This is a genomic window from bacterium, assembly GCA_035505375.1.
Taxonomy (GTDB): domain Bacteria; phylum Hydrothermota; class Tepidihabitantia; order Tepidihabitantales; family Tepidihabitantaceae; genus UBA2258.
This window is the reverse complement of sequence record DATJQV010000075.1, coordinates 160,180-186,982: the sequence shown is the minus strand read 5'-3', so window position 1 is coordinate 186,982 and position 26,803 is coordinate 160,180. Positions and strand designations below refer to the sequence as shown.

Genomic DNA, 26,803 nt, shown 5'->3' with positions numbered 1-26,803 from the left:
ATTCCATGGTTGCGGACCAGGAGGTCGCGGGCCGGGTTAGGCGCGGATGGGGGCGTGCCCATTGCGGCAAGAGAATAGACACGAGATATGGCAAGTCAAGCAGGCCAACGGCATCGCCCGCTGTTTGCCGGAGCCGCGACCGGCGCTATAATCTCGTTCGAAGATGAGAGGAGCTGGAATGGCCAGTGAATTCATGAAGATTGACCCGTACAGATTGAAGGACAACGTCTTCAAGCTGATTGACCTGGAATGGATGCTCGTGACCGCCGGCACGCCGGAGCGGTGGAATACGATGACTGCAAGCTGGGGCGGGCTGGGCGTGCTCTGGAACCGTCCGGTTTCGTTCGTCTTCGTTCGGCCCACGCGCTACACCTACGAGTTCATGGAGGCGAACGAGCGGTTCACGCTGTCGTTCTTCACGAAGACGTACCGGAAGGCGCTGGTCTTCTGCGGCTCGAAGTCCGGACGGGACTACGACAAGGCGAGGGAGACCGGCCTCGAACCGGTTACTCCTTTCAAGGACGCTGTGACCTTCAAGCAGGCCCGGCTCGTGTTCATCTGCCGCAAGCTCTACACGACGGACATCGACCCAAGGCGATTCCTCGACCCGAAGACCGACATCCACTACCCGAAGAAGGATTACCACCGCATGTACATCGGCGAGATTACGCGCTGCCTGATGAGAACGGCGCGATGAAGAGCTGGCATACACGCCACCCGGACCGGGCCATCTCCGACCCGGCCGAAATCGCCCGCATCATCGCGAGCCAGAAGTACCTGACGCTGGCCCTGTGTACTGAGAACCAGCCCTACCTTGTCACCCTCAGTCACGCGTTTGACGCTGAGCGTAACTGCTTTTACTTCCACTGCTCGCCGGTCGGCCTGAAGATTGACGTCATCAAAGCTAATCCGCAGGTGTATGGCCAGGTGCTGGAGGACTGCGGGTACGTGGCCACTGAGTGCGAACACAAGTACCGCACGGTCCAGTTCGAAGGCCGGGCAGAAGTCGTCGCCGACCCGGATGAGAAGCTCCGCGCCCTGCGCCTGCTCATCGAGCGGCTCGAGCCGGAACCGGGACCGGTCAAGGCTCGGCTGCTCAAGCCGGAACGGCTCACCGGCGTTGCGGTCATTCGGGTGAAGGTGACCGGCTGGAGCGGCAAGCAAGGCAGCTAGCATTCGCTTGACTAGTTCCTAGTCCGGCCATAAGCTGAAACTAATGGAACAGAAGACGATTCTGGTGATTGACGACGACCTCGGCATTCGCCTGATGCTACAGAAGCTGCTTGAGTCGGCCGGTTACCAGGTCATAATCGGCGAGGAAGGACAGTCCGGGCTTGAGGCGGCATGGGACCACAAGCCCGACCTCATCATCTCGGACATGGACATGCCGATAAACAACGGCTACAAGACGATTGAGATGTTCCGCAATGATCCCGACGTGAAGGCGCCCGTGATCATCGTATCGGGCGTCGTGGACATGCGTGATGCGAAGCTCGTGCTCGACGCCGGCGCCAGCGCCTTCTTCCGAAAGCCGGTTGACCAGCCTGCGCTGCTCGCCAAGGTCTCCGAACTCCTCGCCGCCGGGCCGTCGGCCGCCTCCGACCAGTAGCGTTGAACCAGACTGCAGACCAGCTTGTTGCTGCCCTCAAGGAGGCAATCCTCGCCGAGCAAACCGGGGTTCAGTTCTATACGGTCGCGGCCAGCAGGACCACTGACGCCCGGGGGCGCGAAGTATTCATGCAGCTTGCCCGGGAGGAGACCGAGCACCAGCAATGGCTGCGACGGCAGTACCACCATATCATCGAGGGAACGCCGCTTGAGGAAATGAAAGCTGCATCCCACGCCGACCTGTCCGGTCCCAGCCCGATATTCTCGGAAGCGCTGCGCTCGCGGATCGGCGAGGCGCATTGGGAGATGACCGCGCTTGCTGTCGGGCTAGCCCTGGAAGAGGCGACTGTGGCGCGTTACCGGACTATGGCACGCGACGCCGAACAGCCGTCCGTCAAGCACTTCTTCGAGGAACTGGCGAACTGGGAAGAAACGCACGCCTCGGCATTGAGCCGGCAGGCCAGCCTGTTGAAGGAATCGTACTGGAGCGAAGCGCACTTCGCCCCATTCTGACAGACCTTTTCCGCCCGAAAGCTGAGCCTACAACCTGAGCCGGCAGCCTTCGGCCGCTGCAAACCGGCACGCGGCACACAACCTCAGGCTGGAGGCGTCACGCCGCTCACTCGCGGCGCAGCGGCGTAATACCAAATCTGTCTGTAGCTGAGACTGCGGGTCCGCGTCCAGTTTGAACGCTCGCCGCCCCAGTTTGCGCTTTGCGGCCGGAGACTCAGAACCGCTATGGAATCACTGAGGGCTGGACAACTGGTTCGTCAGGTCGGTGACCCGCTGTTCGCCCGCATGAATGCTGTCTCGCATTGCCGGCTTCTGCTCCTCCGGCGTCGTAGCAATGTAGACGGCAGAGCGACGGAGCCGCTTCATCTCAGCCTCCACCTGACTCATTATACTCTTCTGCTGTGGGGTGGGCTGTGATGCAACGCGCGTGCATGTTGACTGGTAGCGGGATTCGAGGTCGTCCAGCTCCGCCGCAAAACCTCGCGATTCATCGTCATTCTTAGCGGCCCGTTCCGCATCCCGCCACTGGCGCGTGGCCTGACGGCTCGCATCCTCTGACTGCTGCGACTGCTGCTCCGCAAGTTGGGCCGCCTGCTTCTTGGCGGCGTTGGCGTGGGCGAGATAAGCACCGCCGAGCACTACGGCAACCAACAGGCAGGCGGCGATAATCACCACCGGGCTGGCACCATGCTTGTGCCGAAGGCCACGTTCGTGTTTGTGCTGACCGCAGGCAAAGCAGGTCGTCTGATCACTACCCATGGTTTCACCACAGTGAGGACATTTACTCATATCCGCAATTATAACATAATGCTGAGGTCTACTTCAAGTAGAGAAGTCGGCTGGGTTATGCCGAACGACTCCAGCACTGCCGGATGGACTTCACCGAGCACGCCCCAGATTGTCTCGCCGCTGCCCGCTCGGATGAAGACGCGGGCGCTCCGGCCGGGGATGAACGTCGGGCTCTCGAACGGCTCGAACCGGGCGTCGCGGCCAAACTCGCGAGCCAGCGCGTCCAATGCCTGCTTTGCGTCGGTGTAGCCGGCCCTGGGACCGGCGATTGCCGCCGCGAGCCTGCGCCGCGTCCGGACACCGGTCTCCTCCGCCGATTCCAGTTCGAAGCAGTCTCCGGCTTCGAAGATGCTCTGCGGCATCTCGCGGGTGGTGTTCACACGGAGGGTACTCAGAAGCCCGGTAATGAGCTGCTCGCGGGCCATGGTCTGTTCGACACTGATCGGGTTCTCCAGCCGCACAGAGTGCTCGGGCGCCGATAGCCCGAGCTTGTCGTAATGATCCGCTGCGTTGGTCAGCGCCGGGGTCATGATTTCCAGAAACCCGAGCCCGGTCATCACCCGCCGCGCAGTTGTCGAAAGCTCCTCGATCGGCTGGTGGCTGCCCACGGTCATGCTCGGCACGAGCCGCGGCGTGATGTTGTGGTACCCGAAGCCGATCGCCACGTCCTCGAAGACGTCGCAGTCATGCATGATGTCAGCCCTGTACGCCGGAATCTGGAGTGCAAGACTGCCGCCATCGAGCTTCGCCCCGTAGCGCATCCGTTCGAGCACCTTCACCATGTCCGGCACTTCGACTCCGACCAGGCGCTCGATAGCCTTCGGGTCGATGCTGCGTATCTGCGGCTTCAGGTTGGGTGTAACTTCCTTCGTCGCATCCGGGTAGACAACCTGTACCGTCTCGATCTTGGCCCCGAGGTCGGATAGCCCGCAGGCGATGACGGCAATAGTCTTCTCAATCGCATGCTTGTCCGGTCCGGTCACGTCGATGAACAGGTTCCGGGTCTTCTGCGTCACTCGCGTATCTTCGCTGTTGATGATGGGCGGCATCGAGAGCACCTTGCCGCCGGCGTCGCAGAGCAGCGGGTACTTGTCGAACTTCTCCAAAAGGTGCTTGTAGCCGACCCCCTTCGGATGCTTCTCAAGTATCTCCTTCGGCGTCGCGGCCCGCATCTCCGCTGCCCCCGTCCCTCGTCCCTCGTCCCTCGTCCCTTCGTCAACGGGCATGCCAAATAGGGGAACGAACTTCACGCCATCGGACGCCACCGCCGAATACTCGAAGTCCGGTTCCACCGTATCGAGGTCATACACACCGATGGATGCGCGACGCCGGTTCCGCCCCAGCGCCCAGTGCAGATTTTCCTGCATCTTCATGACGGTTTTCACCGTCTCGTCGTCCATAACTAGGCCGCGCACAACGCAGGCGACGATGTATGGCCGGATGCTCTCGAGCCCCGGCTGCACCGTGACTTTGAATCCTGACGGTTCCACACGGTACACGGGCAGGCCGGTCTCTATGCCGAGATAGCCGCGCAGCGCTCGCGCCAGCCCGGCGGCGTCGAACATGTCCGGCCTCACCGGCAGCAGGCTGATACGGATGACCTCGGACGAGCCGGTCTCGACCAGCGCCATGCTGCCGCACCACTCGCACGCACCGTTGAAGCTCTCCTGTTCAAGGACTTCGGTCACCTGCCCGCACTTGTCGCAACGGAACGCAGTGATGCTCGCAGTCCCTTCCACATTGTTTCCGAGTTGCTCGATCGCGGCGACGAGTTCGTCCTTGCTCAGGCTCTTGCCGATGAGCCGCTTGAGCGTCGCCGTGGCAATACCAACTACTGGCAAGTCGTCCTCCGGACGATTCTAGATTCTAGATCACAGATTGCACATTGCAGAAGTCCGGTCCTGCACCGCGATTCTAGCTTCTGCACTCTAGCCTCTAGCATCTGACTTCGACCGCTCCGGTGAAATCTCATCCGCTAAGCCTCGCATTGCGGAGCCAATCCATATCCGCCATGTACAGCTTCCTGATGTCTTCGAGCCCGTAGCGCAGCATGGCGATGCGCTCGACCCCGCCGCCCCACGCCAGCACCGGCGCCTTGCACCCGAGCGGCCGCGTCACCTCGGGCCGGAACACGCCGGAACCGCACATCTCAATCCACCCAAGGTTGCCCATCTTGGCAAACACCTCGGCGCTCGGCTCGGTATAGGGAAAGAACGAAGGTCGGAATCTCACTTCCTCCGCGCCCATCTTCCTGTAGAACGCCTCGAGCGTGCCGAACAGGGTCGCGAGTGTCGCCTGCTCATCAATGATGATGCCGTCAATCTGCATGAACTCGGCCTGGTGTGTCTGGTCGGTCGCCTCCCGGCGGAAGGTCTTGCCTATGCAGAACACCTTGCGCGGCGGCTTCGGGTTCGCCGCGAGCGCGCGGATGGAAGCCGAGGTCGTGTGGGTGCGCAGTACGAGTTGCCGCGCCTTCTCCATGTCCCACTTGTAGCGCCACCCGGTTGAACCCGTGTCGCCACCATTCTCGTGGGTCCTTCTCACCCGCTCCACAAGGTCCGGCGTAAGGCGTGATGCGTCTGGCGTCTGGCGTCCCTCTCCCGGCAGCCGGCCGTGCTTCGGCTCGGCGACGTAGAACGTATCCTGCATCTCGCGCGCCGGATGGTCCTGTGGCTGGAACAGGGCGTCGAAAACCCAGAACGCCGTGTCCACGGTCGGTGACGTGACTTCCTCGAAACCCATCTCGAAGAATGCCTGGCGAATCTCCTGGATGACCCTCTGCAGCGGGTGCTCTTTACCCGGGTATGTCGGTGCCGCAGCGAGTCCCGGGTCGTACTTCCTGAACATGACGTCGCGCCACTTGCCGGATGCGAGAAGCTCCGGTGTCAGCTGGTTCACTTCGACCGCGGGCTCGATGCCGCCTGCCTTGAGCGCCTCGCCGGCATCGGTCAGCGAGAGCTTACGATTGACGCGCTTCTTCCGCTTCAGTAGCTCATTCCTGCCCTTGAGCAATTCCAGCGCCGCTTTCACATCGACGCCCGCGCCGGCCAGCTCGGATTCCGTGGCCTGTCCGAGCTCCGCGAGCTTCTCCACGAATGACTCGTCCGCGCCCTTCGCGTCGGCGGCCGCGGCCACCGCGAGCACGCCGGAATCGCGCGTGCACCAACCCTTGCGGGTCAGCCACTTGATCTCGGTCCGGACATCGTCCTTGCCCAGCAACTTTGGAAGCTCGGACAGATTGACTGCACCGCCCGCTGCCCTCAGCGCTGCCAGCGCCTTGCGCTCAGGGAAGCCGTTCGCCGCCTCGCGACCGAGGTCGGTAGGGCTGAACTCCTCCTGCGACTCTTCGGCAATCACTACCAGCCCGCGCTGCGCCAGCATCGCCGCACCGGCCATCACGGGCGACTGGTCGGCCCCAGCCTGCTTCACTATGTCCGCGACCGCAAGCGCCTTGCCCGCCTCAAGCGCGGCGAGGATACGGTACTCTGCTTCGGGCAGCTTCGTCATGGCTGCCTCAATATGCCGGAATACGAGAGAAAGTCAAGGAAGTGGAGGTTGTGGGCTGACCTTGAAATCGTCCGAGTCCGGTCTAATCTTGAACAAGAACAACACATGAAGGCGATGCTCATCACCCGCACCGGGCGCTTGGAAGATGCGCCCCTTGAACTCCGCGACGTCCCGGAGCCGGTGCCGGTGACGGGCGAGATTCTCATCAAGGTCTCAGCCTGTGGCGTCTGCCACACCGAACTGGATGAAATCGAAGGCCGCACGCCGCCTCCCAAGCTGCCGACCATTCCGGGCCACCAGGTCGTCGGTCGGGTCGTAGCTGTTGGTCCCCGGCAATCATCAGTCTCAAATCTAGAATCTAAGATGCCCACGGTAGGTGACCGTGTAGGCGTCGCATGGATATTCGCTGCCTGCGGCAAGTGTGAGTACTGCCTCAGCGGACAGGAAAACCTCTGTCCTGAATTCAGAGCCACGGGCCGGGACGCAAATGGCGGCTATGCCGAGTACATGACCGTTCCCGAGAGATTTGCCTACCCGATACCGGACGCCTTCGCCGATGCTGAAGCCGCGCCACTGCTGTGCGCCGGAGCAGTCGGCTATCGGTCGCTACGTCTGGCTTGGGGCTTGGGACACGATACCTGCGAAAGCGGGGACAGTCCCACGGAGCGCGAAGACGCGCGGTACAGTCCCCGTTTTCGCAGTCATGTTCCGCGCTCTACTCTCGGTCTGACGGGGTTCGGGGCGTCAGGACACCTGGTACTCAAGACCGTCCTATTCCAGCACCCAGAAACGCGCGTCTACGTCTTCGCCCGCAGCACGGAAGAACAGATATTCGCCCGCGAGTTAGGGGCGGCCTGGGCAGGCGATACGAACGACAAACCCCGAGAGTTGCTGGATGCCATCATCGACACGACACCGGTCTGGAATACGGTTGTCGCTGCGCTTGGGAACCTGAAGCCCGGCGGCAGGCTGGTCATCAACGCGATTCGGAAAGAGGAAATCGACAGGCAGGCTCTGCTTGAACTCGACTACGCGAAGCACCTGTGGATGGAAAAGGAAATCAAGAGCGTGGCCAATGTCACGCGCCGAGACATCAGCGAGTTCCTCGCACTGGCCGCGCGAATCCCAATCAAGCCCGAAGTACAGGAGTACCCGCTCGAAGAGGCCAATCGAGCTCTGTTAGAGCTAAGAGAGCGCCGCATCCGCGGCGCCAAGGTACTTCGGGTCTCGCAGTAGGGGTAGAGGGAACAAGAATCCAGGGATTCCGGTATCGGTCCTTCACTGGACCCCTGGAATCCTTGAATCCCGGACCCCTTTCTTCTCAAACTGGCTGACGATCGGCTTCATCAAGAGGAACGCGACAACCACCGCCGGTGCCAGCGCGCTCAGGATTGAAAGCACGCCCGCCATGGTGCCGGCGTTGTGGGGATCAAGCGCGAGGTAGAGGGTCTTGAACATCGGCATGACCCAGATGAAAACCGCGACGGCTGCGGCCACGTGGACCGCGATTACAGTGTACCAGCCCCACTTCTTCCTCAGCAGGAGCCCGACTGAGCCAGCCAGTAGCACAAGGCTGCCCACGGTCTGGATGCGGTTAAGGAACACGGTCTGCCGCATCAGCGTTTCGAGCATGGCGCCGCTTGACCGGTCACCCAGCGCGCCGAACTGGCCGAGCATCGCTCCCGGGTCTGCAATCGGCGCGAGGACCATGCCGATCAACCCACTGATGAGTGTCAGGCTCGATTGCGCGATGAGCAGCCACGCGGCAACCGTCAGAGTAATATGCCAGCGCCGGAGAGTCTTGTCCTCTCCGGCGCTGGGAATCGGGGAAGTGGACACGGAACCAGCCTAGGCCTTCAGGCCTTTCCGCTTCAGCATGTCGGTGATGACGTCTTCGAGGTCCGGCTTGGACTTCTCCTGCAGCCGATAGCTCACGCGCACTATCGGCTTGTTCACCTTGATGATGCGCGTAAGGTCAATCGGCGTACCGGACAGGACGACATCGCAGTCGGCAGCGTTGATGGTCGCTTCGAGTTCCTTGAGCTGTTCGGCCGAGTAGCCCATGGCCGGCAACACCTTCTGCAGGTGCTTGAACTCCTCCATCGTCTTCTTGAGGGAACCGACCACGAACGGCCGCGGGTCGACCATTTCCTTCGCTCCGAACTGCTGCGCGGCGATTTTGCCCGCGCCGTAGCCCATGCCGCCGTGCGTCACGGTCGGGCCGTCCTCGACCACGAGCACGCGCTTGCCTTTGACCGCGGCCGGGTCGGCCACGGTTAGCGGTGAATCGGCGTCGATGATGACCGCGTTCGGGTTCGCCTGCTTCACGTTCGCGCGCACCTTCTCGATGTCGGTCGGCTTGGCTGTGTCCTCTTTGTTGATGACCACGACGTCGGCAGCGCGGAGATTGACCTCGCCCGGATGATAGCGCAGTTCGTGCCCGGGCCGCAACGGGTCCACGATGACGACGAGGCAGTCCGGCTTGTAGAAGGATATCTCGTTGTTGCCGCCGTCCCAGACGATGACGTCGGCCTCGGCCTCGGCGTGCTTGAGGATTTCCGCGTAGTCGCACCCGGCATAGATGACCATACCGCAGTCGATGTACGGCTCGTACTCCTCGCGCTCCTCGATGGTCGCCTGCTGGTCGTCAAGGTCCTTGTAGGTGGCGAACCGCTGCCAGACCTGTTTCTCAAGGTCGCCGTAGGGCATCGGCTCGCGTATCGCCACAACTTTCAGGCCCTTGTTCTTCAGGATTTCATAGACGCGGCGCGACGTCTGGGACTTGCCGCAACCGGTCCGGACGGCGCAGACTGCGGCAATCGGCTTGTTCGCCTGAATCTGGACGAACCGGGGCGCGATGAGCCGCCAGTTCGCCCCGGCCACCAGCGCCTGCGACGCGAGGTTCATCAGGTAGACGTGGGGCACGTCCGAGTAGGCGAAGACGACTTCTTCCGCTTTCAGTTCCTTTATCAGGCTGGGCAGTTCGTGCTCGTACCGGGTCGGGATTCCGTTCGGGTAGAGCTTGCCGCAGAGGCTCGCCGGGTATGGTCGCGCACCGCCGGTCGTCCCCAGGTTCTGCTCCTTGGCCATCGTGAACGCCACGACCTCGTACTCGGGGTTGTCGCGGAAGTAGGTGTTGAAGACGTGGTAGTCCATCCCGACCGCACCGACAATAATGACGCGCTTCTTGTTTGGCATCTTGTTCTCCATAGGTCCTATCAGAACCGCTCCGTCATCGACTTCGCCTGCAGGAAGAGCAGCAGATAGTCGCGGCCGCCGGCCTTGGAGTCGGTACCGGACATGTTGAATCCGCCAAACGGCTGCACGTCGACCAGCGCGCCCGTGCACTTTCGGTTGATGTACATGTTGCCGACCATGAACTCGCGCTTGGCCCGGTAGATCTTCTCCCGGTTGCGGGAATAGACCGCACCGGTCAGACCATACTCGGTGCCGTTAGCTATCGCCAGGGCATCGGAGTAGTTGTCCGCCTTGATGACGGCGAGCACCGGCCCGAAGATCTCCTCCTGGGCGAGCCGCGCGTTCCTCGGTATGTCGACGAACACGGTGGGCTGGATGAACCAGCCGCCCTCGGGTCCCGGCTTGCCACCGATGGCGAGCTTGCCCTCTTCCTTCCCGACCTTGATGTACTCAAGGTGCGAATTGTACGCCCGCTCGTTGATGACCGGTCCCATCCAGTTCGCGCGGTCCGCGGTCGGGCCAACGGTGATCTTCTTCACCCGCTCGACCAGCAGTCGCACGAACTCATAGTACACCTTCGCGTCCACGATGGCCCGTGAGCAGGCCGAGCACTTCTGCCCCTGGAACCCGAACGCGGCGATGGCCACGCCCTCCACCGCGTCGGCCACGTCGGCCTCGGAATCAACGATGATGCAGTCCTTGCCGCCCATCTCGGCCACGACCCGCTTGACCCAGATTTGGCCCTTCTGGGTCTTCGCCGCTTTCTCGATAATACCCAAGCCCACGGACTTGGACCCGGTGAACGAAATGAACCGCGTCTTCGGGTGTTCAACGAGATAGTCACCGACCGAGCCACCGGGCCCGGTGAGGAGATTCACGACTCCGGCCGGCATACCGGCCTTCTCCAGCACGTCCATGAACAAGGCCGCGAGCAGCGGCGCGTCCGACGAAGGCTTCAGCACCACGGTGTTGCCCGTGACCGCAGCCGCAGTCGTCATCCCGGCCATGATGGCGCACGGGAAGTTCCAAGGCGGAATCACGATGCCTACGCCCAGCGGGATGTAGCGTACCTCGTTACTCTCGCCTGGATACGTCGTCACGCCGCCAGGCTGGTCGTACCGAATCGCCTCTCTCGCATAGAACTCGAGGAAGTCCACCGCCTCGGCGAAGTCCGCGTCCGCCTCGAGCCAGTTCTTCCCCTCTTCGAGAATCATCGCGGCGTCGAACTCGAACCGACGCTGCTTCATCATCCGCGATGCGCGCAGGACGATGCCGGCCCGCTCGATGGCAGGCATGTAGCGCCATGTCTCGAACGCCTTGAGCGCGGCCTTCATCGCCTGCTCGGCTTCCTTCACGGTCGCCTTCTGGAACGTGCCGACCGGGCTCTTGTCCGAGGGGTTGTAAGAAACGAACTCCTCTTTGGCCTTGATGTGCTTGCCGCCGATGACAAGGTCATAGACCGTTGACGACTTCGCCTTCAGGTCGGCGAGCGCCTTCTTCATCGGCTCCTGATTCTCGGGTCTTGAGAAATCCAGATACGGCTCATTGCTGAATTTCGGTAGCATGATGCCTCCTGCAATAAGTAATTGTACGGACTTACATTATCGCAACGGCTATTATTGATTCCGGGCTGTGCTTCAGAAGCACGCGCGGCCAGCTAGGATGCCGAACTTCGGAGTTCGCAGTTTTCCTGAGCGACCGCCGTTGCCGGGTTCACTCCAAGTATTGGGTCGTTGTCCCCGACCCTCCTACAGGATAGCTTCTGGCCGGTCGAAGTCAAACCGAGGCAGGATGCCTCGGCCTCATGCTTGAGCTTGGGCTTGTGTCGGGCTGCGGACTCAGGCCCGGCTGCGGCGGCGGCGCTCGTGGATGGCGTGAATGACGATCACGGAACCCAAAAGCAGCAGCGCCATGCGGTCGGGCACGGCAGCATCGATCCTCAGACCGTATGTATCCCGAATCGCCCAGAACTTCCTGGACACGCTGCCGATGGCGCGTCCATCCCTGTTAATCTCGTAGTTGAGCCCGATGAAGTCCCCGCGCAGCTCGAATTGACGCGTGCTATCCGTGGCCTCGAACCAATAGTGCGGCACGAATGGGAATAGCGTGCGCCTGAGTTGCCCGAACAGGGCGGCTTCGTCCGGCTCGCCCGACGAGTTGCCGCTGAAGAATCGGTATGCAGACGGAAAGGACCAGAGCCGCTGCTGGACAATCAGTTCGTTCTCGCCGGAAACGTCGTAGAGCCGGTATAGCATCGGGATACTGAACAGCTTCCGCTGAAAGTACCCGACCGGCTCCTGCGTGGCCGGGTCCATGACGTCGACCTTGTCCTTCAGCGAGAACCACCGCTCGCGCAGCAGGAATTCTCGGTGTTTCGCAAGGTTCATGTCGGGCGAGTGTAGCGGCTCACGGCACCGCGGTCAAGTAACAGCCGTAGGCGATCAGTAATCGGCTCGGCCGCCTGCCCAAACCGCGTCTGAACCGGGCCATCACTACTAACCGGTTTTCATGAACCGCATGATACCAATAAGACTCGTGCGAGTCAGTGGGCAAGAGAGACGCTAAGTCAAGCAAGAAACGGCGGTTGAGTTCGCCACGCGATTCGTCCTGGGGATCGTTCCGGGGACGGTTCCCGGGGTGGTTCGCACGGCGACTTGGGAATGGACTCGGAATGGGACTTGCGGGGCGATTCTCAGATGGACTTGCAGTTCGTTTCAGCGCGTGACTCGGAGAGGGATACGCGGGCCGACTTGGACCGCGATTGGCGAATCCGCTCTGCCCGTCATTCTCGTCGTGACTCCAAGGGTCACTCACGGCGCAATTAGGGCTGCCACTCGCAGAGCGATTCGCATGGCGACTCGCGGGGTCTCTCGCGGGGCGATTCCCGAGGTAGAACTCGGTGCTACTGGTCGGTTTGAACCTGTGACGCCGCCGCGGGAGGATGCGTCGCCTTCTGCCAGAGGCTTGCGAACTGCTCCTTGTGGTGAAGGACATAGTAGACGATGAGTCCGGCCACAGCCAGGCCGATAAGGAGCGTCAGCCAGGCCCCAAAGGCATTGGGCCGTTTGTACTTCGGCTCGGATTTCCGGCTGTACTCCAGCACCCTGAGCGCACGCTCGGCATCGCGCTTCGGGATCTGCGGCCCTTTGCCCATGGCTCAGCTACCTGCCAGACGCGGATTGCCGCCATACAGCCAGAGCACGTCGACGCCGGTCTCGGTTTCGATGAAACCGGCGGGCTGATAGTCGTTCGGTTCGACGACCAGCGTCGCGACATACGCGCTCCTTTGCCGAGCCGGTCGGGCCAGCCGGACTACGCCCAATGGCGCCGCCTCCAGCGCGATGGCAAGAAACAACGGCCGTGCATCCGCCATGCCAAATTGTCACCTCAAACGTTCCCTTTGTCAACAGCCGACCGGGTCGGGACCGACGTTCCCCCGGCGGTTCACGGCCGCCAGGTCTGACTGCAAGCCCACAGGTTTTCCCGACTTGGTGGTAGGCCCACCTGCGTATCTTGATGGCCGAGCCAGACGTGCCAGTGTAGACAATATTGACATTTCACGTCGGGTCGGTATAACATCAGCAGAAGCTCTAACCTAGGAGGACAGATGTTACGTGCCGTTTTCGCCGCAGTTCTTGTGCTGGCGGCATTCGTGTCTGCGCAGGAACTGCCGTATGTTCCCGGACAGACTCCCGCAGCGTCAACCCACAACTTCAGGCTGGACCGGACGGCCGTGCAGCGGGCGCAGGCGCAGTCCCCGGGCGGAAAGGTGTGGACGAGGCTTGCGCGGATGACTCCGGCCCAACGCGCCAACGCCCGGATCAACATCGAGCTGGACGCTAACGCCACCAGTGAAGCACTGGCGTTCGCTCGCACGGTCGAAGCGAACTGGAACGACGGCCGGTACGATGACGCGCTGGCAGGATTTGAGTCGCTGGCCCGCCTGACCGACCCGGCTGAGATCGCCATCGGTTGCTCGTGGCGAAAGCCGGTGCCGACGATTCAGACCGCCCTATGGGGCACCGACGTCCGCATCGGCAACCGCGATTCAGTCCAGCTTGTCCGTCTCGACGTTGATCGTGCCACCGGCCACCTGTTTGCGGTCCTGAAATACCCGTCGGGCTCGAGCAACTACTGGTCGATCAACCTCTCGACCGACGGCGGCGCAACTTGGAGCGAAACCTACGAATGGTCCACTTCCCTCAGCATGTACTCGGTCAGTACTACGGTAATGACCGACTACTGCTACGTCGCGTACGATGGCGGAGCCAGCCCGAACCGTGAGGCACGCATCCGCCGCTTCAGCGCCAGCACGGGAGCGCAAGCTCCGTTCACCGGCGGCGCTTACTACATCACGGTCTACACCGCGGCGGCGAACGACTCCATCAAGGAAGTTTCGGTCGTCTCGAACCAGGACTACTTCAACAACCGGCTTTATTGTCTTGCCATTACGTACAGCGGCACGCTCGCATTTGTCTGGTCCGACACCGGAGCGGTAGCGTGGACTGAGATAGCGACCGGCGTGACGAACGCCGACCGCGGTCTCTCGGATTGCACAAACGAAGGGTACGATTCGCTCTTCCTCTGGGCTTCCTACTACGACAAGAGCAACAACCTGCGGATTGACACCGACAGGCCGGGAGACGTGTGGGGGAATGTCCTCTCTAGTCCGGCCGGGACCTCCACTCCGCTGACTTCAATCGGCGCCTACCACGACACGCTTCTCTGTGCCTTTGACTACCAGGGATCGTCGGTGTACTGGTGTAAGTACTTTGTCAGCTACAACGGCGGCACGAACTGGAGTTGGCTGTACCTCGACCCCGACACCATGACGACCTCCGAGTCGCCGGCGGTCATGCTGCGCGGCGGCGGCGGCGAAGGGGCTGTCTACCGCTATTACACCCCGACTCGGTCATTACGCTACACTTGGCGGCCCTACACCGGCGGTTCTTGGAGCACTCCCGTGTCGATTGCGGCCAACCAGCCGTATTGGAACCAGCCCGGGATCCAATACCTGGGCAGTGGCAATTTCGGCGTCGCCTACTTAAGCTGGAGCACCCCGTCCATCCGCGGTGCGTACTTCGTCCGGAGCGACTCGACCGGCGTTGCCGAACAGCGGCGGTTGGTGATGGAAGAGAACATTCTTAGCGTCACACCGAACCCGCTCTCGGGCAGCGGCCGGCTGAACTACACGCTCAATCGGCCCGCCGACCTGCGGGTGCAGGTGTACGACCGCGCGGGTCGCGTCGTGCGGACGCTCTTCGACGGCCACAGCCCTGCAGGCAGACAGTCGCTCGGGTTCGACGCTGCGGGCATGACGCCCGGCGTGTACTTCGTGCGTGCCAACGCCGACGGTGCAACGCTAACGGTGCCGATGACGATTGTGAAGTAGGACAGCTACCGACTTACCAGGGGACGGCCAGCGCCGTCCCCTTCGCTTTTCGCGTTGTTTAATCTTGACCGACGGCGCAGGCCGAGGGATAATTTATCCGTTCGACCGGGTTAGCTGGTGACCCCGAGAGAACCTCAGACCGGGCCTGGCAAGCCGGGCCCGGCTTTCTATTGGACGATTTCTTCGTCCTCCGGCCGCCAGGCCGGGTCCACGATGCAGGCGAACTCTATGTCGTCGCTGCCGGCATTCTCGAGCCACTGAACCGAGCCGGGAGGTATGTAGACGGCGTCGCCGGTCGAGACCGCGGCGGCTTCGTCACCGATGTGCATCGTGCCGCTGCCGCTAACGACGTAGTACACTTCGGCCGTCTTCAGCCGGTGCGGCCGGGACTGCTTTCCCGGAGCGACCCACGCGACCGCAAGCGAGCAGCGAATTGCGGCGGCATCACTCCCAGGGTGAAGCAGCTCACGCAGCCTGGTTCCGTCGCCGGCCGTGATTTCCCTGCAGTCCTTCAGCTTCTTGATGAGCATGGCGCAAGCGTTGCTGCAACGGGCCGGTCTTCGGGCTCTGGTCCGAGTCCTAGCCCCTTCCTAGTTCAGTTTCCCGACCGCGTGCTCGACCGCGTCGAGCAGTTCGCCCGACTTCACCGCGGCAGTCAGGTTGTTGATGTCTTCCTGGACCGGCCGGTCTTCGACCATCGGCTGCACGTACTCGCGCACGACGTCGTAGGCGATCTGCGTCCCCTTGCCCGGCTTGAGCGGCTTGCGGAACTCGACCGCCTGCGCGCCCGCCATCAGTTCGATGGCGACGACGTACCAGGCGTTGTCGAGAATCTGTCTGGTCTTCAGGGCGGCGGTGAACGCCATCGACACAAAGTCTTCCTGGTCGGCCGCGGCCGGTATCGAGCCGACTGACGCCGGCGACGATAGGATGCGGTCTTCGCAGACGAGCATGCCCTGCGTGTACTGGGTGAGCATCAGGCCGGAGAACATCCCCGCGCCCAAGGTCAGGAAAGCGGGCAGGCCGCAGGACAGGTTGCGGTTCAGCAGCCGGTTGGTCCGGCGTTCGGACAGCACCGCGATCATCGTTACGCACTCGCCGGCCAGGTCGAGCGCGAGCCCGAGCGGGGTGCCCTGGAAGTTGGCGCCGGTCAGGTAGGCCTTCTCGTCCGGGAAGAACAGCGGGTTGTCGCCGACGCCGTTCAATTCGGTCTCGAACATGTAGCGCGCCCATTTGAGCGCGTCCTTGGCCCCGCCCACGACCTGCGGGGTGGAGCGCAGACTGTAGGCGTCCTGGACCTTCTTGCCCGGCTGCTTGAGCATCTCGGAATCGGCCGTCAGCCGCCGGATATTCTCGGCGCACGTCACTGCCCCGGGATAGCCGCGCACCTTGTGAATCCGCTCGTCGAAGGCCACCATGTTGGCATTGACGACTTCCAACGTCAGCGCGGCAGCGATTTCCGAGACCTTGTAGTAGTGGTCCGCGTCGTTCAGGTGCAGCGCGCCCCAGCCCGCGGTCATGTTGGAGCCGTTGATGCAGGCGAGGCCGTCGCGCGCCTCGAACTGGATCGGCGTCACGCCTGCCGCCTTCATCGCCTCGGCCCCGCTCATCCGCTTGCCCTGGTAGAACGCCTCGCCCTCACCGAGCAGCACGAGCGCCATCTGGCTCATCGGCGAGAGGTCGCCGCATGCACCGACCGAGCCTTTGTCGTAGACGACCGGCGTCACACCCTTGTTGAGCATGTCGACCATGCACTCCACGACCTTCAGCCGGATACCGGAATGGCCGTTGGAGAGAACGTTGATGCGCGAGCAGATGGCTGCCCGCACCGTCTCCTCGGGCAGCGGCACGCCGCACCCGGCCGAATGCGAGTAAACGATGTAGCGCTGGAACTGCTCGGTCTGTTCCGGGGTCAGGATGGTCTCGGACAGCTCGCCGATGCCGGTCGTTATGCCGTACATCACCGCCCGCTCCTTGACCTTCTCCTCGATAAAAGCGCGGCAGTTGTTGATTCTCGCCTTAGCCGCCGGGGCCAGCTCAACCTTTTCACGCCGTCGCGCCACGCGGACGATGTCCTCGATTTTCAGGTTCTTGCCGTCTAGTACAACCGCCATCCGATTACCTCCGTGAGAAGCGGGCCCGGCCTCTTTTCCCGGCCGGAACCGCTACTTTGTTTCTCCAGTATTCTGCTGTCTGCGGGGACCGCCTCGGAACGGCCGGCGCGCTCGCGGGGGCGGCCCGGCCCGCTGCGCCATCTGTTCGACATGGTTACCCGGCCAGTAGATCTTGCGGCACTTCGGGCAACCACGGAAATCGTGATGAATCTGGTAAATGAAGAACGGCACCGACGGCCGCGCCTGCTCGCGGGTCAGCTTCTCCAGCGGGACGTTGCACTGCAGACACCGGCCGTAGGCAGCTATCTTCTCGGCCGGCGGCGACGCGGGCGCGCTTTGCGGTTGCGGCCGAGGAACCGGCGGCTTTGCGACAGGCACCGGCGTCTCCTCGACCTCGACCGGGACCGCAGGCTTCAGGCCCGCTTCCATCTCGGCCTTGACCTGCGCCACCTGTTCCGGCGCGAGCTGGCCCGGTATATATATCGTCCCCGGCAATCCCTTGAGCTTGCTTGTGCGGGTAAGCAGTATCCGGCCGCTCTGCCGCGCAATTCGGTAGGCGGGCATGCCGCCCAGGGTACGGTCGTACGCGGCGTCGTAGCCCAGCAGGCGCAGCTCTCGCGCCAGCTTGCCGAGCATCACGTCGCAGAGGAAGCTGACGTTCTCCGGGTTCTTGGGCGGGGCGATGTGGCCGCGTGGGCCGCGGCCACGAGGCCGGTGACGGCGTGGCTGCCGGCGGTTGTCGGGCGCCGGAACTTGCTGTTCTTCGGGAATCACGGCCTTAATCTAGCCAAAAAGCCCTTGAAATCAAGACCACCGGTCAACCGGGCATCGGTCCGACGCCATTTGACAAGCGCGTGTGAGCGAGGCATATTCCTGCATGCGGAAGTGGCACGTGCTCGCATGCGTTGGCGGATTCCTCGTTCTGGCAGCCTGCCGGAAGGCGGAGCCGGTGTCGCCCGTGCACTTTGCGCGGGAGGAAATAGCGATGGATGTGCGGCCGGGCACGCTCGAGGTGCGCGGCATGTATCACTTCACGAGCTCGTCCAAGGACCCGCTTGTGGCATCAGTATTCTACCCGTTCCCGCTCGACCCGACGCATCTCTACCCAGACTCAGTCGAAATCAGGCAGCACGGGTTCCAACGGCAGGATTCGGGCGTTTCATTCAAGATGCGGTTTCAGCCGGGCGTCGAGGACTCGTTCTTCGCTTACTACCAACAGCCCCTGAAGGCGAACTCGGCCACCTACATCGTCACCACGACCCGCAAATGGAAGCGACCGATTGACCGGGCGCGGTTCCACATTACAGTGCCCGAGAATCTCACAGGTGTCACGCTCACCTACAAGGCGGACAGCACGGTAATGTCCGGCGGAACCGTATCGTACTTCTTCACCAGGAAGCAGTTCTACCCGGACAAGGACGTGACGGTCAAGTGGAAATAGGAAAGTGGTCCAGCGATCAAGTGCGGAGAACGACTGGTGGCTTGCCGCCGCCCCTATCGGTAGCGTTCTCGCTTCGCGCTAGTACAGAACGAGCTTCGTCTTGGCCGTCCGACCTCCGGACCGGCACCTGGCGAAGTAAACTCCGGGCGCGAGCGTCACCGGAAGCTCGATTCTCTTCTCGCCCTTGAGAGGACCGAGGTCGAAGACGCTGACGCGGGAGCCGATTTGGTTGTAGAGTTGCACGCTCACAGGCGCCGTGCCGTCGCCGGTCACCAGCAGAGCCCGGCCCGAGACTCGCATCAACGGGTGTAACTGCGCAGACGGCGTCTCGGCCACACCAGCCAGCGGAATCACAAGGTCAATCCCGCTGACAACTTGGGAGTAGCCCACGGTGACCGATTCCGGGTAGACTCCGCGATATTCTTGGCCGTTGTATGAGCCGTCTGCACTCACGCGATAAGTCCCAGCGCCAAGGCCTTCAATGCTGAAGTTGGTCTTATGATACAGGCCGCAAGCAACGTCGTGACCGTATCGACCGCTTGCCTCGACTCCTGCATTGTCGAGAGTAATGCCACCGATCCCGGTCAAGGTGCCTGCAATCGTGCTATAGTTGTCATTGGCCTCGCCGGGGGTCGGCGTCGAATCGATGTACCAGTTCATCCCCTGGCTGCCGCTGTCGCCGTCGTTCCAAAACGCGATGCTGCCGGTTGGCGGTGGCAACGGAGCGTTTCCGTCGCGGGTAGGATAGCTGGGGAAGCGGACATCATCAACATCATTTCCAGTTGTGTCATACACAACAACGCTGTCTCCAAGCGGGTTCAATCGCAGCTTGCCGTGTCCGATGTGTCCGATGGCCAACGCCTCGGAGTCAACGACCAAATATGAATCTTGCGGAAGTTGGCACGTCAGGGTGCAGGCCGAGAGGGATGTGAGAATACGCCAGCCGCTCAGGTCAATCGGCATGGGCTCAGGCTTGCAGTTAAGTTCGACGAACTGATGAGCCGGATTAACGCTGACCTCACTGAGGCCAGTCTCGATGTAGGGATTGGCGGCAGCCACTGCCGCCGCAAAGAGCAGGCAGACTAGAAGTTTGGTCATAACCGCCTCCGGATAGATTTTATCTTCGGGCAGGACGCTGTCAACAGGCAAGGGTTCGAGCACGGGCTCCGGCATCCGCCACTGAACTCCTTGAATCCCAGAATCCTGGAATCCTCCTTCCCCGACCGCTTGACATCTCAGGACTAAATCATAGGGATATGATTCGGCAAGCGCTTGACAATCCGTGGTTTTGGTGGATAATGATACCCAATGCGCGAGCCGTCTGCGGCCAGATTAGGTCTGATTCCGCCGTATCTTTTCCAGGAACTCGACGACCTCAAGTCCCGGGCCGGCCACGACCTGATTGACCTAGGTGAGGGCAGTCCTGACCAGCCGGCTCCCAGGCCCATTTCCGCCGCGCTCACCCGGGCACTGAAGAATACAGAGAACCACCGCTATCCGAGCTATCTGGGCAAGCTCGCCGCGCGTGCGGCCGTGGCGTCATGGTATCGCCGCCGGTTCCACGTCGAGCTCGACCCGGAAACCGAGGTCTCGATGCTGCTCGGGTCGAAGGAAGGCGTCGCTCACCTGATTTGGGGCACGTGTGGCCCCGGCGACACGGTCGCGATTTCCGACCCCGGATACCCGGTGTATCTGAACCAGTCGCGACTGGCCGGCGCTACTCCGATTCCGGTGCCGCTCGAAGAGAAGAACCACTTCCTCGTCGACCTCGACTGGCTGTCGCGCATCGCGCCGCGCATCAAGCTTCTCTGCCTGAACTTCCCCAGCAATCCGACTGCGGCGGTAGCTACGATTGAATTCTACCGCGAGGTCGTGGCCCTGGCCCAGCGCCATGGCTTCTTCGTCGTCAACGACAACGTCTACTCGGAGCTCTACTTCGGCAGGAGTCGGCCGCCGAGCATCCTCGAAGTGCCCGGCGCCAGGGACCGCTGCGTCGAGTTCCACTCCCTGTCCAAGACCTTCAATATGGCCGGGTGGCGCATCGGCATGGCGGTCGGCAACTCGCGGCTGATAAAATCCCTGCTCAAGATAAAGCAGAACACCGATTCCGGCCCGTTTGGGGCGATTCAGGACGCGGCAGTGTGCGCCCTGCAGTCCGGTGCCAAGTTCGCCGCGGCCAACCGCGCGATGTACAAACGGCGCCGGGACGCCTTCTGCGGCGAATTGGTCAGACACGGCTGGGACGTGAATGTTCCCGAAGCCACGTTCTACATCTGGGCCCGCGTCCCTCCCGGTCACGACACCGCACCTGCCGGCGAGTCGGCGTCGCTCATCTTCACGCGCCAGATGCTTTCCAACTGCCGTGTGATGTGCGCCCCGGGTACCGGCTTTGGCCAGTACGGCGAAGGGTTCGTCCGGTTTGCGCTTATCGCCCCCGAGAAGCAATTGAAGGAAGCCGGTCACCGAATCGGCAAATGGCTCAACAACGAATGACGACTGACGATTGTCGAGTGTCGATTCAGGCGATCGGGCCGCGTCGGGGCATTCGGCAATCGCCAATCGGAAATCGCCAATGTCCTTAGTCGTCCAGAAGTACGGCGGCAGCTCGGTCGCGGACATCGAGCGAATCCGCCGGGTCGCGCGGCGGGTCGTCGCAACCCGCGCCGCCGGCGACCGGGTCGTCGTCGTGGTCTCGGCGATGGGTCACACCACCGACGCGCTCACACGGCTGGCTCACGAAATCACGCCGAGCCCGCAGCGACGCGAACTCGACATGCTCCTGACCGCCGGCGAGCGGGAAGCGATGGCGCTGGTATCGCTTGCGATTCTCAACGAAGGGCTCGAGGCCGTGTCCTTCACCGGCTCTCAGGTCGGTATCATCACCGACCGGTTCCATTCCGACGCGCGCATCGAAGAGATTCGCGGCGACCGTCTCCTCCGCGCCCTGCGCGGGAAGAAGATCCCGATTGTCGCCGGCTTCCAGGGCGTCAGCCCGGAGCGCGAGATAACGACCCTCGGCCGCGGCGGCTCCGACGTCACCGCGGTCGCGCTCGCGGCCGCGCTGGGGGCCGAAAGATGCGAACTCTACAAGGATGTGGACGGCATCTTCACCGAGAACCCGTCCGAATTCCCGGGCGTGCGGCTCGTGCCCGAGCTCAGCTTCGAGGAGCTGGCCGAGCTCGCCGGTTCCGGCTCGGAAGTAATTCACCCGCGGGCATGCGCGCTCGCGGCCAAGTACCGGGTGCGGCTATCCATCCGGTCTTCGTTCAACGATAAGCGAGGTACGACAGTGGCCAAACTGGAAAAGATGGAGAAGGCTTTCGTCCGGGCGATGACGCACAACCACAAGCTGGTGCGGCTTTCGCTCGTCGATGTGCCGAAGAAGAAGAAATGCCTGCATCAGGTCGTAACCCAGCTTGCCGCGGCCCGGGTGCCGATTGTGTTCTTCAACCACGGCGTGGTGCACGGCGACCGGTTCGACCTGTCGTTCATCGTGCCCGAGGAGCATTTGAGCACGGCGAAGACGATACTGGCGAAGCTCGCGAAGCAGGTCCGGGCCGACCGGCTCGACATCAAGGACAGCCTTTGCTCGGTCTCCGTAGTCGGGCCGGGTGTCGGTTCCGACCCTGACATCCTCTCCGGGACGCTCGAAACCCTGCACCGGGTTGGCGTCCACCTCGACGCCTTCTCGACGTCGGAGACACGGCTGTCCTGCTTCATGGACCGGAAAGACCTGCGCCTTGCCGCGGCCGCGCTGCTGGCGCGATTCAGGCTGAAGAGATGACCGAAAACGCAGAACGCCAAATGCCAAACGACGAACTGACCGACGAGCCGGCAACCGTCGGGGACTCGGATTCAACCACCAAGACACCAGGACACGAAGAGGAAAATACGGCCGCCGGGGATACAAGCGACGCCACTGCTCTTGCCGAGCCGACACCGGCGGTGCCCGAATCGCCTACTGCCGAGTTCTCATTCCCGACTCTCGACTCCGCAGAATCGGCACTCAACAATCGTCCTTCGGAAGTACTTTCCCCGGCTCCCGCTTCCGACCAATCTACAATCTCAAATCCAGAATCTGAGATTCCTGCCCCCGCGCCCCTCGTCCCCAGTCCCTCGCCCCTTCCTTCGGCCGAGGTCATCGAGGCCCTGCTTTTCGCCGCCGACGCGCCGGCGAAGCTCGACCGGCTCGCCGAACTGGCCGAGGTATCGCCGGAAACCGCCCGGACTGTGATTGACGGACTGAACGCGAGCTACCAAGAAACCGGCCGGACGTTCCGGGTCCAGCGGGTGGCGCAGGGCTTCCAGCTCTATACCATGCCGATATATGCCGAGTACGTCCGCCGTCTCTACCAGCACCAATACACCCACCGGCTGTCGCGGGCCGCGCTCGAGGTCATGGCCATTATCGCCTACCGGCAACCGGTCACCCGGCCCGAGATTGAGCAGTTGCGCGGGGTTGACTGCTCGGGCCCGCTTGTTACACTACTTGAGCGCAGGCTGATTGCGACCTACGGCCGCGCCAGTCGCCCCGGCAATCCCTTTCTTTACCGGACCACGCCCGAATTCCTGCGCTATTTCGGTCTGGCCGGGCTCGAGGACCTGCCGCGGATGGAAGAAATCGGCGAGTTCCTCGCCCGCCGCGAGACCGGGCCCGATACCGGAGAGCCGGGTCGGAACGAGACATCGGCCGCAACGGCATCGGTCGAGCAGTTCGATTCGCTGGCGATGGACGGCGGCCACAAGGATGCGGCACCGGAAGATGCGAGGTAGACGACCATGTTTGAACGATTGAAAGACGAACAGCCGAATTCCGACCCGACAAAATTGGTAGTCGGGTTGCTATCGTCGGACAGAAACCTGTTGGCGCAGGCGCAGTCCGCGCTGTCCGAGGGATTCGGAACAGTATCAGTAAAGAGCCCTGAGATTCCGTTCAACTTCACCGACTACTACGAAAAGGAAATGGGGCCGAACCTGATTCGGCAGTGGGTGGGGTTCCATGGCCTGGTCGAGCCCGACCAGCTCCACGAATTCAAACGGACGACCGGAATGCTGGAAAGGCGTTTCATCGGGCCGGAGCGCAAGCGCCGGGTGAATCTCGACCCCGGCCTGCTGTCACTGTACAACCTCGTGCTGGCTTCGACCAAGGGCTTCGCGCACCGCGTCTACCTGCGAGACGGGATCCACGCCGAACTCACGCTCATGTTCCACGCGGGCAAGTTCCAGCCCCTGCCCTGGACCTATCCTGACTATCAGACCCCTGTCTGCCAGGAATTCCTGATTAACTGCCGCAGAGAATTGCTTGCCGACGCCGCCGAGCAGCGGACCGGCCACAACGGCCAGGTTTTCAAGGCGACCTAGCGGATTCCTGATCCGACTGCCGGCAACAGCGTCACAAGCAGCAAGCCATGAGTGAGCCGTTGTCGTCGGCCGACCCAAAAGCCACCAAGCCGGAACGCCGGTTGAAAGACCTGCGCCACTACTTCATCACCGGCGTCGCGACGCTGCTGCCCCTGAGCGTCACAGTCTTCGTCTTCTGGTTCATAATCGTGCGGCTCGGCAGCCTCTTCTATCCGCTCTTCCGGATCCACCCGTGGCTCGCGCAGCACGTCCCCGGCTGGGGCGCGACGCTGGCCGGGTTCGTCCTCTTCCTGATTATCGTCCTGCTCACAGGCTGGGTCGCGACTGGTCTCATCGGCCGGCTCACGCTCGGCTGGCTGGACAAGGTCTTGAGGCGCGTACCCGTCGTCAAGAGCATCTACGGGTCAGCACGCCAGCTCACCGACGCAGTCTTCGTCGACCGCAGCTCGCTGCGCAAGACCGTCGTCGCCCAGTACCCGCGCCACGGCCTGTTTGCGGTCGGCTTCCTGACGAGCGACGACCGCATCACGCTTGCCGACGGCAGCAAGGCGCTGTTCGTTTTCTTTCCCACGACGCCCAACCCCACCTCGGGCTGGCTCGCGCTCATCCCCGAGCAAGACATTACCGAGACCCGGATGAGCATCGAAGATGGCCTGAAGCTCGTGGTCTCCGGCGGCGTCATCAAACCTGCCGACATCGGCACCTTCATTCGGCCCAGACCCTGACCCGGAGCGCGGGCGGCCCGCTCAAGCCCGAGTCGTAAGCGCACGAGTCACGGTCCGATAGTTGCAGGTAGCCCACCGCCACGGCGGACTGCAAAACGGTCGCTGCAGACTCGCAGCCCAGAGCTGCGCTCAGAAGCCTTTGTGAAAGCTCATCAGAAACCTCGCCGCAGAGTTCCCCAGATTGCACATTCAACGGCTTGTTCGATGGCTTACTCAACATCCTGCCCAAAGACTGCTGTCAGCCCCGCTGTTGTCACCGCCGCATCCGGGGTTTGAGCCGGAACTCGGCGCAGAACGCGAGACAGAAATAGACCCTGCACTTGCGTCGGCATTCGGCGTTTCATTCCACGAGTCACCTGCCGACTCATCCTGCAACTGACTCGCCGACTAACCCAGCGAGTCAATCTCCGACTTACCCGCAGAATCACTCTCCGGTTCACTCAGGGGCTGATTCTCCAACTCACGTGCCGATTCAGTCGCCGACTCAGCCCCTAAGTCATTCCACGAGTGACTGTTGGACTCACTCAACGAGTCATTCTGCAGGTCACTTGCCGATTCAATCCCTGAGTCACCCAGGGGATGACCCCGGGAGTGACTCCCCCAGTGGTTCCCTGACTGAATCCTGGAGTGCAAATCCTAGTGACAAGTAGCGCGCTCTCGCGCTTGGCGTGCGATGTATCTTACTCAAATGCCTTAGGTTACGTGTCTGGCCCTGCGTTGAGACCTGTCATCGCCCTGAAGTGTGGCTGTTTGAGCGAACGAGCGCTGACCAGCGCAGGTCAGAAGGCGGCATGGGCTGCTTCGCGTTCCCTATGCAAAGCTGTGTCCAGGTTTCCGACTAAGTGGGCTGTTGCGGTTGAGCCGCACTGCCCGACTCAGGCAGCTAACTGACCATTCTCGGCCAAGCGCGACCCCAGGCCGCGAATCGCCAATTCCCAGTTCGCAGGCTGCCGTATCGAACTGCGTCCCTTGCAGCCCAGGGCTTGCTGCCTGTGTCACGCGGTTGAGCCATCGGATGGCACATGCCTGCGGCAGGGCAGGGCTACTCCTCAGATCTGGCGAGAATCTCCTGCCACACGATGGTCACGGTTGCACAGTCAGTTCCGAGCCGTCGTCGAAGCGGAGGACAAACTGCTTGCCTTGCACGTTGGCTTTGGGGCCTGTGCCCAGCGAGTCAACGAAGAAGTCCAAGAAATCCAGCTCGACCGTCTGTGACATGCTCGGCCCGACCGTCACTGGAGCAAACCGCACGGTATCACCGCGGCCAGTACCGGGCAGCCCGATTGGTATCGGGTAGCCGGTGCCGAAACTCCCGTTAATGAGGAAGATTCTCATGTACGTGGACTCCGGGGCCTGGAAGAACTCAAGCGATCGGATAGTGTCTTCTGCCTCCCAAGCGTTGCCGATGTGAATCATGAAGCTCGAACTGTCGCCGCTCAAAGCTGGTGCACCAACCAATTGCAGCTGGACCGGCCCGCGAATGACGATGGTATGCGGCGCTGACCACGCGGACATCAGTCCGTCCGTATCCTTCGCCTGTGCCATCACCTCATAGCTATCCGGAACAGACCAGGAGTGCTTCATGTAGACGGGGTAGCCGGCGGGACCGAAATCGCTCCAGTCCGAGGTATCGCCGTCGCCCCACGCGAACCGGATTGCCACCGGCAGGCCGTCGGGGTGCTGCGCACCGGTGGTGAACGTGTAGGTGGTATCCGGATATCCGAGGTCCGGACCACCGGGCGGGTCCGGCATGTCGGGCGGATGGAGCTCTGCTACCTCGACCAGGAGTCCTTCGGACGAATCTGACGTCAGCAGTTGCTGGTCCTGCGCCCAGGCGTGGACAGTAAATGACCCGGTGTCCGACCAGGCGTGAGCCATTGCGACCGTCTCACCGCTCGCGAACCATCCCACCCAGTGCGAGACCGAGGAATCACCCCAGTCGAAGCGCACCTGCACGCTGTCGCCATCCGGGTCGGTGGCGACGGTCGTGAATGTGTACGTGGTTTCCGTGATGCAGTAGTTGGGGCCGGCGGGCGCAGCCGGCGCGTCGGGTCTGCGGTTCTGGTTGCAGGAAAACGACGCCATCAGCACCAGACCGGCGGACAATGCAAGGAACGACTGGACTCTATTTCGAACCATCTGGCCTCCGTCGTAA

26 protein-coding genes are annotated in these 26,803 nt (G+C 62.3%); 12 read left to right on the top strand and 14 right to left on the bottom strand.

Features of this window, described 5'->3' with window-relative positions:
* Positions 1-178: 178 nt before the first annotated feature.
* The 4 genes from VMH22_12345 to VMH22_12330 are packed head-to-tail and all read left to right on the top strand — an operon-like array spanning position 179 to position 2,121.
* Positions 179-697 (top strand): flavin reductase, encoded by a 519-nt coding sequence (locus VMH22_12345; GenBank protein ID HTW92484.1) that lies wholly within the window; start codon positions 179-181, stop codon positions 695-697.
* Complete coding sequence (locus tag VMH22_12340; protein HTW92483.1) at positions 694-1,173, top strand: pyridoxamine 5'-phosphate oxidase family protein; 480 nt, start codon at positions 694-696, stop codon at positions 1,171-1,173. Before VMH22_12345 ends, VMH22_12340 begins: the two co-directional genes overlap by 4 nt.
* A gap of 43 nt (positions 1,174-1,216) precedes the next feature.
* Positions 1,217-1,609: a response regulator gene (locus VMH22_12335; GenBank protein ID HTW92482.1), complete on the top strand. Its 393-nt coding sequence runs from the start codon at positions 1,217-1,219 to the stop codon at positions 1,607-1,609.
* Between the two features lie 2 nt (positions 1,610-1,611).
* Complete coding sequence (locus VMH22_12330; GenBank protein ID HTW92481.1) at positions 1,612-2,121, top strand: ferritin family protein; 510 nt, start codon at positions 1,612-1,614, stop codon at positions 2,119-2,121.
* A gap of 231 nt (positions 2,122-2,352) precedes the next feature.
* Here the strand turns inward: VMH22_12330 and VMH22_12325 are convergent, their stop codons facing one another.
* From VMH22_12325 to VMH22_12315, 3 genes are all read right to left on the bottom strand, one after another.
* Complete coding sequence (locus VMH22_12325; protein ID HTW92480.1) at positions 2,353-2,880, bottom strand: hypothetical protein; 528 nt, start codon at positions 2,878-2,880, stop codon at positions 2,353-2,355.
* 38 nt (positions 2,881-2,918) lie between these two features.
* Entirely contained in the window at positions 2,919-4,751 is a 1,833-nt protein-coding gene (gene pheT, locus VMH22_12320) for a phenylalanine--tRNA ligase subunit beta (protein HTW92479.1), read from the bottom strand.
* Between the two features lie 127 nt (positions 4,752-4,878).
* On the bottom strand, positions 4,879-6,417 hold the full coding sequence (locus VMH22_12315) for a phenylalanine--tRNA ligase subunit alpha (GenBank protein HTW92478.1): 1,539 nt from the start codon (positions 6,415-6,417) through the stop codon (positions 4,879-4,881).
* 105 nt (positions 6,418-6,522) lie between these two features.
* On the opposite strand from VMH22_12315, the gene VMH22_12310 reads away from it, so the two are divergent.
* Positions 6,523-7,653: a zinc-dependent alcohol dehydrogenase family protein gene (locus VMH22_12310; GenBank protein ID HTW92477.1), complete on the top strand. Its 1,131-nt coding sequence runs from the start codon at positions 6,523-6,525 to the stop codon at positions 7,651-7,653.
* 42 nt (positions 7,654-7,695) lie between these two features.
* On the opposite strand, the gene VMH22_12305 is transcribed toward VMH22_12310, so the two are convergent.
* The 6 genes from VMH22_12305 to VMH22_12280 all read right to left on the bottom strand — a co-directional run bounded on the left by VMH22_12305 (position 7,696) and on the right by VMH22_12280 (position 12,988).
* Positions 7,696-8,256, bottom strand: a complete 561-nt coding sequence (locus tag VMH22_12305) for a hypothetical protein (GenBank protein HTW92476.1) — start codon at positions 8,254-8,256, stop codon at positions 7,696-7,698.
* A 9-nt stretch (positions 8,257-8,265) separates the two neighbouring features.
* Positions 8,266-9,615: a cyclic 2,3-diphosphoglycerate synthase gene (locus VMH22_12300; protein ID HTW92475.1), complete on the bottom strand. Its 1,350-nt coding sequence runs from the start codon at positions 9,613-9,615 to the stop codon at positions 8,266-8,268.
* Positions 9,616-9,635: 20 nt separating this feature from the next.
* On the bottom strand, positions 9,636-11,180 hold the full coding sequence (gene pruA, locus VMH22_12295) for an L-glutamate gamma-semialdehyde dehydrogenase (GenBank protein ID HTW92474.1): 1,545 nt from the start codon (positions 11,178-11,180) through the stop codon (positions 9,636-9,638).
* A 273-nt stretch (positions 11,181-11,453) separates the two neighbouring features.
* On the bottom strand, positions 11,454-12,002 hold the full coding sequence (locus VMH22_12290; GenBank protein ID HTW92473.1) for a hypothetical protein: 549 nt from the start codon (positions 12,000-12,002) through the stop codon (positions 11,454-11,456).
* A 515-nt stretch (positions 12,003-12,517) separates the two neighbouring features.
* Complete coding sequence (locus VMH22_12285; protein ID HTW92472.1) at positions 12,518-12,769, bottom strand: hypothetical protein; 252 nt, start codon at positions 12,767-12,769, stop codon at positions 12,518-12,520.
* Positions 12,770-12,772: 3 nt separating this feature from the next.
* On the bottom strand, positions 12,773-12,988 hold the full coding sequence (locus tag VMH22_12280; protein HTW92471.1) for a hypothetical protein: 216 nt from the start codon (positions 12,986-12,988) through the stop codon (positions 12,773-12,775).
* A 234-nt stretch (positions 12,989-13,222) separates the two neighbouring features.
* Between VMH22_12280 and VMH22_12275 the strand changes: the two genes are divergently transcribed.
* A complete protein-coding gene (locus VMH22_12275; protein HTW92470.1) occupies positions 13,223-15,007 on the top strand; it encodes a T9SS type A sorting domain-containing protein in 1,785 nt (594 codons plus the stop codon).
* Between the two features lie 167 nt (positions 15,008-15,174).
* Here the strand turns inward: VMH22_12275 and VMH22_12270 are convergent, their stop codons facing one another.
* The 3 genes from VMH22_12270 to VMH22_12260 are packed head-to-tail and all read right to left on the bottom strand — an operon-like array spanning position 15,175 to position 17,895.
* A complete protein-coding gene (locus VMH22_12270; GenBank protein HTW92469.1) occupies positions 15,175-15,537 on the bottom strand; it encodes a cupin domain-containing protein in 363 nt (120 codons plus the stop codon).
* 60 nt (positions 15,538-15,597) lie between these two features.
* A complete protein-coding gene (hutH, locus tag VMH22_12265; protein HTW92468.1) occupies positions 15,598-17,121 on the bottom strand; it encodes a histidine ammonia-lyase in 1,524 nt (507 codons plus the stop codon).
* Between the two features lie 51 nt (positions 17,122-17,172).
* Positions 17,173-17,895 carry a Mut7-C RNAse domain-containing protein gene (locus VMH22_12260; GenBank protein HTW92467.1) on the bottom strand — a complete coding sequence of 241 codons (723 nt, stop codon included), beginning with the start codon at positions 17,893-17,895 and terminating at the stop codon, positions 17,173-17,175.
* Between the two features lie 103 nt (positions 17,896-17,998).
* Between VMH22_12260 and VMH22_12255 the strand changes: the two genes are divergently transcribed.
* On the top strand, positions 17,999-18,562 hold the full coding sequence (locus tag VMH22_12255; protein HTW92466.1) for a hypothetical protein: 564 nt from the start codon (positions 17,999-18,001) through the stop codon (positions 18,560-18,562).
* A gap of 78 nt (positions 18,563-18,640) precedes the next feature.
* Here VMH22_12255 and VMH22_12250 read toward each other — a convergent pair whose 3' ends face one another.
* The gene (locus VMH22_12250) at positions 18,641-19,660 is read right to left on the bottom strand and encodes a hypothetical protein (protein ID HTW92465.1); all 1,020 of its coding nucleotides are present in this window, start codon (positions 19,658-19,660) and stop codon (positions 18,641-18,643) included.
* Positions 19,661-19,870: 210 nt separating this feature from the next.
* Between VMH22_12250 and VMH22_12245 the strand changes: the two genes are divergently transcribed.
* From VMH22_12245 to VMH22_12225, 5 genes are all read left to right on the top strand, one after another.
* On the top strand, positions 19,871-21,055 hold the full coding sequence (locus tag VMH22_12245) for an aminotransferase class I/II-fold pyridoxal phosphate-dependent enzyme (GenBank protein HTW92464.1): 1,185 nt from the start codon (positions 19,871-19,873) through the stop codon (positions 21,053-21,055).
* 79 nt (positions 21,056-21,134) lie between these two features.
* Positions 21,135-22,346 carry an aspartate kinase gene (locus VMH22_12240; GenBank protein HTW92463.1) on the top strand — a complete coding sequence of 404 codons (1,212 nt, stop codon included), beginning with the start codon at positions 21,135-21,137 and terminating at the stop codon, positions 22,344-22,346.
* Positions 22,343-23,335: an SMC-Scp complex subunit ScpB gene (gene scpB, locus VMH22_12235; protein ID HTW92462.1), complete on the top strand. Its 993-nt coding sequence runs from the start codon at positions 22,343-22,345 to the stop codon at positions 23,333-23,335. Before VMH22_12240 ends, scpB begins: the two co-directional genes overlap by 4 nt.
* A 6-nt stretch (positions 23,336-23,341) precedes the next feature.
* The gene (locus tag VMH22_12230; GenBank protein HTW92461.1) at positions 23,342-23,923 is read left to right on the top strand and encodes a DUF4416 family protein; all 582 of its coding nucleotides are present in this window, start codon (positions 23,342-23,344) and stop codon (positions 23,921-23,923) included.
* Between the two features lie 47 nt (positions 23,924-23,970).
* Positions 23,971-24,648: a DUF502 domain-containing protein gene (locus VMH22_12225; protein HTW92460.1), complete on the top strand. Its 678-nt coding sequence runs from the start codon at positions 23,971-23,973 to the stop codon at positions 24,646-24,648.
* A 1,083-nt stretch (positions 24,649-25,731) separates the two neighbouring features.
* Here VMH22_12225 and VMH22_12220 read toward each other — a convergent pair.
* The gene (locus tag VMH22_12220; GenBank protein ID HTW92459.1) at positions 25,732-26,787 is read right to left on the bottom strand and encodes a hypothetical protein; all 1,056 of its coding nucleotides are present in this window, start codon (positions 26,785-26,787) and stop codon (positions 25,732-25,734) included.
* Between the last annotated feature and the right edge of the window lie 16 nt (positions 26,788-26,803).

Excerpts from the sequence above, each read along its gene's own strand:
- VMH22_12345 (HTW92484.1), top strand. The coding sequence starts at position 179 with ATGGCCAGTGAATTCATGAAGATTGACCCGTACAGATTGAAGGACAAC.
- VMH22_12340 (HTW92483.1), top strand. The coding sequence starts at position 694 with ATGAAGAGCTGGCATACACGCCACCCGGACCGGGCCATCTCCGACCCG.
- VMH22_12335 (HTW92482.1), top strand. The coding sequence starts at position 1,217 with ATGGAACAGAAGACGATTCTGGTGATTGACGACGACCTCGGCATTCGC.
- VMH22_12325 (HTW92480.1), bottom strand. The coding sequence starts at position 2,880 with ATGGGTAGTGATCAGACGACCTGCTTTGCCTGCGGTCAGCACAAACAC.
- VMH22_12315 (HTW92478.1), bottom strand. The coding sequence starts at position 6,417 with ATGACGAAGCTGCCCGAAGCAGAGTACCGTATCCTCGCCGCGCTTGAG.
- VMH22_12310 (HTW92477.1), top strand. The coding sequence starts at position 6,523 with ATGAAGGCGATGCTCATCACCCGCACCGGGCGCTTGGAAGATGCGCCC.
- VMH22_12300 (HTW92475.1), bottom strand. The coding sequence starts at position 9,615 with ATGCCAAACAAGAAGCGCGTCATTATTGTCGGTGCGGTCGGGATGGAC.
- pruA (HTW92474.1), bottom strand. The coding sequence starts at position 11,180 with ATGCTACCGAAATTCAGCAATGAGCCGTATCTGGATTTCTCAAGACCC.
- VMH22_12290 (HTW92473.1), bottom strand. The coding sequence starts at position 12,002 with ATGAACCTTGCGAAACACCGAGAATTCCTGCTGCGCGAGCGGTGGTTC.
- VMH22_12285 (HTW92472.1), bottom strand. The coding sequence starts at position 12,769 with ATGGGCAAAGGGCCGCAGATCCCGAAGCGCGATGCCGAGCGTGCGCTC.
- VMH22_12280 (HTW92471.1), bottom strand. The coding sequence starts at position 12,988 with ATGGCGGATGCACGGCCGTTGTTTCTTGCCATCGCGCTGGAGGCGGCG.
- VMH22_12275 (HTW92470.1), top strand. The coding sequence starts at position 13,223 with ATGTTACGTGCCGTTTTCGCCGCAGTTCTTGTGCTGGCGGCATTCGTG.
- VMH22_12270 (HTW92469.1), bottom strand. The coding sequence starts at position 15,537 with ATGCTCATCAAGAAGCTGAAGGACTGCAGGGAAATCACGGCCGGCGAC.
- hutH (HTW92468.1), bottom strand. The coding sequence starts at position 17,121 with ATGGCGGTTGTACTAGACGGCAAGAACCTGAAAATCGAGGACATCGTC.
- VMH22_12255 (HTW92466.1), top strand. The coding sequence starts at position 17,999 with ATGCGGAAGTGGCACGTGCTCGCATGCGTTGGCGGATTCCTCGTTCTG.
- VMH22_12250 (HTW92465.1), bottom strand. The coding sequence starts at position 19,660 with ATGACCAAACTTCTAGTCTGCCTGCTCTTTGCGGCGGCAGTGGCTGCC.
- VMH22_12245 (HTW92464.1), top strand. The coding sequence starts at position 19,871 with ATGCGCGAGCCGTCTGCGGCCAGATTAGGTCTGATTCCGCCGTATCTT.
- VMH22_12240 (HTW92463.1), top strand. The coding sequence starts at position 21,135 with ATGTCCTTAGTCGTCCAGAAGTACGGCGGCAGCTCGGTCGCGGACATC.
- scpB (HTW92462.1), top strand. The coding sequence starts at position 22,343 with ATGACCGAAAACGCAGAACGCCAAATGCCAAACGACGAACTGACCGAC.
- VMH22_12230 (HTW92461.1), top strand. The coding sequence starts at position 23,342 with ATGTTTGAACGATTGAAAGACGAACAGCCGAATTCCGACCCGACAAAA.
- VMH22_12225 (HTW92460.1), top strand. The coding sequence starts at position 23,971 with ATGAGTGAGCCGTTGTCGTCGGCCGACCCAAAAGCCACCAAGCCGGAA.
- VMH22_12220 (HTW92459.1), bottom strand. The coding sequence starts at position 26,787 with ATGGTTCGAAATAGAGTCCAGTCGTTCCTTGCATTGTCCGCCGGTCTG.